The sequence below is a fragment of the Herbiconiux daphne genome (assembly GCF_024979295.1).
Classification (GTDB): domain Bacteria; phylum Actinomycetota; class Actinomycetes; order Actinomycetales; family Microbacteriaceae; genus Herbiconiux; species Herbiconiux daphnes.
The window spans coordinates 1-2,870 of record NZ_JANLCJ010000037.1; the positions used below are offsets into that span (position 1 = coordinate 1).

4 protein-coding genes are annotated in these 2,870 nt (G+C 41.6%); all 4 read left to right on the top strand.

Annotated features, from left to right (window positions below; all coding sequences use genetic code 11):
- A partial coding sequence (locus tag N1032_RS22360; protein ID WP_259542470.1) for a tail fiber domain-containing protein occupies positions 1 to 645 on the top strand: 645 nt, incomplete at its 5' end.
- Between the two features lie 46 nt (positions 646 to 691).
- Positions 692 to 991: a phage holin family protein gene (locus tag N1032_RS22365; RefSeq protein WP_259542471.1), complete on the top strand. Its 300-nt coding sequence runs from the start codon at positions 692 to 694 to the stop codon at positions 989 to 991.
- Complete coding sequence (locus N1032_RS22370; protein ID WP_259542473.1) at positions 991 to 1,254, top strand: hypothetical protein; 264 nt, start codon at positions 991 to 993, stop codon at positions 1,252 to 1,254. Before N1032_RS22365 ends, N1032_RS22370 begins: the two co-directional genes overlap by 1 nt.
- Positions 1,254 to 2,870 (top strand): phage terminase large subunit (terL, locus tag N1032_RS22375; RefSeq protein WP_259542486.1); only part of this gene is annotated, 1,617 nt, incomplete at its 3' end. The genes N1032_RS22370 and terL, both read left to right, overlap by 1 nt.

Sequence of the window (2,870 nt, forward strand, 5' to 3'; positions counted from 1 at the left end):
AAGACTGGTGGTGACATTTCTTCTGAATGGAATACTGCTCTTGAGCCTTCTCTTGCTCAGAATGGGTCATCTTCTTCTATTCAGATGAACCGTAATGGTCAGATGAAGTATAACTGCGGTGCTGATGGTCACTACTTCAACAGAACTGTGGTGAGTAATGGTGCATTTATCTCTACCAACGGCGCATTCTATGCTCGTGATGGGAACCACCCTGCTGGTAAAGAAGGTATCTTGCAGACTGATGGTAACGTCAAAGGTCTTTCTTGGGCTACTTCTGCTGGTGTAGCCCAGTATGCAACTACTTGGTGCACTACTAAGTTTGCACCTAAAACATCTGACATTCGTCTAAAAGAAGGTGTCGAGGCTATCAGTGGTGAAGATGCACTGGCTATGGTCAACAAGATGAAACCTGTAAGCTACAAATACAAAACTAAGGACAACAGTTCTTGGAACACTGGTATTATCGCTCAGGACATCGAGAAGCTGGAACCACGTCTGATTACCACTGCTCTGGAAACTCTGGCTGATGGCACAGAGATTGAAGATGCGAAACACGTTGGTAAGATGGATGGTATCTACATTGCTGCTATCCAGCAACTGACTAAGCGTATCGAAGAACTCGAAGCTAAGTTAGCACAGAAGTAATTAACATATGGCGGGGAGAAATCCCCGTCTACTTAGGAGGTAAATAGTGGATAGTAATTTCACACACTTCTGGCAATTCTTTATGTTGTATAGAGACAAACTTGGGTATGGGATATTAGCCGCTACCATTAACGCTTTAGTCCATTGGAAACGCCACGACAGCGCTCGTGACAGCGTCGTAGATGTAGTCTTTTGTGGTGCTATTGGTTGGGGTGTTGATGGCCTCCTGAGAGCTTCTGGGATGGCTCCTGAGGGTGCTGTGATGGCAGCTTGTATGATTGGCTACATAGGTGCTCAAGGTGTGTCAGATTTTTTGAGAAATAAATTAGGACTTGGAGGTAAATAATGACCAAAGGTGAAGAAGCTCTAAAAGAGTTGCTCCTTGCTATCGATACGAAGATGGCTAAACAGATTGTGAAAGATTTAGAAGACCCAGAGAAATGCACACCACAGTTGTATAACGCTATTGGTAAATATCTTGAACGTCATAAATTCCAGATTAATACAATCGTTCCAGACGAAGAAGTTAATAGTAAGATGGCTATTAGTCTTGATGCTTATCGTAAGAATACAGAATCAGACCGTGAAGAAGAGAGGATGTTTGGTTAATGAGTAAATCAGATGAAATGATTGCTACGTTGAAGGAAGACTTCGTAGCATTCTTGTTTGTCCTATGGGCAGCGTTGAATCTTCCTAATCCAACTAAATGCCAGATTGATATGGCAAGAACACTTGAGAGAGGAAAAGACAAGCGTTTCATCTTACAGGCATTCCGTGGTATTGGTAAATCTTTTATCACTTGTGCTTATGTTGTATGGAGATTGTGGAATAACCCTCAGCTTAAATTCTTGATTGTCTCAGCATCTAAAGAACGTGCTGACTCCAACTCAATCTTCATCAAAAAGATTATTGATTTACTTCCTTTCTTACACGAACTTAAACCAAAGGAAGGTCAGAGGGATTCTGTTATCAGCTTTGATGTTGGCCCAGCTAAACCTGACCATTCTCCTTCTGTTAAATCTGTAGGTATCACTGGTCAAATGACTGGTAGCCGTGCAGACATTATTATCGCTGATGACGTAGAAACACCTAACAATTCTATGACTCAAGGACAACGAGACAAACTATCTGAACTGGTAAAAGAATTCGATTCTATTATCAAACCAGATGACCATTGTCAGATTATCTACCTTGGAACTCCACAATGTGAAATGACATTATATCGAGAGTTAGAACAGCGTGGATACAACACTCTGGTGTGGCCTGCTCGTTACCCAAGGGATGTTAAGGATTTAGAGAGTTATGGCCTTAGGTTGGCTCCTATGCTCTTTAATGAGGTGAAAGAGAATGAATGTTGGTGGGCACCTACTGACCCTGTTCGTTTCGATGAAGACAATTTATCTGAACGTGAACTATCATATGGTAGGGCTGGCTTTGCATTACAGTTTATGCTTAACCCAACTCTGTCTGATGAAAGCAGGTATCCATTAAAACTACGTGACCTTATCGTTGCTCCTTTAGATTTAGATAGTGCTGCTCTTACTTATCAGTGGTTACCTAATCCACAGAATGAAATTAATACACTCCCTTGTGTAGGATTGAAAGGTGACAAGTATCATCGTTATCACGTCGCCAGCACGTCTACAAGCTCCTACCTTCAACGTATTCTTGTTATTGACCCAAGTGGTAGGGGTAAAGATGAAACAGCTTACGCAGTGTTGTATACGCTTAATGGCTACATCTATCTAATGGAAGTGGGTGGTATGAGGGGTGGGTATGAAGATACTACCCTTGAGAAACTTGCTCGTATTGCTAAACGTTGGAAAGTAAATGAAGTGGTATTTGAATCCAACTTTGGTGATGGTATGTTTGGTAAGGTGTTTCAACCAGTGCTCATTAAACATCATCAGTGTTCTCTGGAAGAGTTCAGAAGTAAAGGACAGAAAGAACTTCGTATTATTGAGAACCTTGAACCAGTTATGTCTTCACATCGTCTCATTGTCAGGGAAGAAGCTATACAGGCTGACTACAATGGGGCAAGAGATGTTGATGGTAAACAAGATATCAAATACTCTGCCTTCTATCAGATGACTCGTCTTACACGGGATAGAGGTGCATTAGCACACGATGATAGACTTGATGCTATTGCCATTGGTGTTGAACATTTAAAACAGGTAATGGAACTCAATAGTAAGAAAGGTGCTTCCCAGATAGAAGCTGATTGG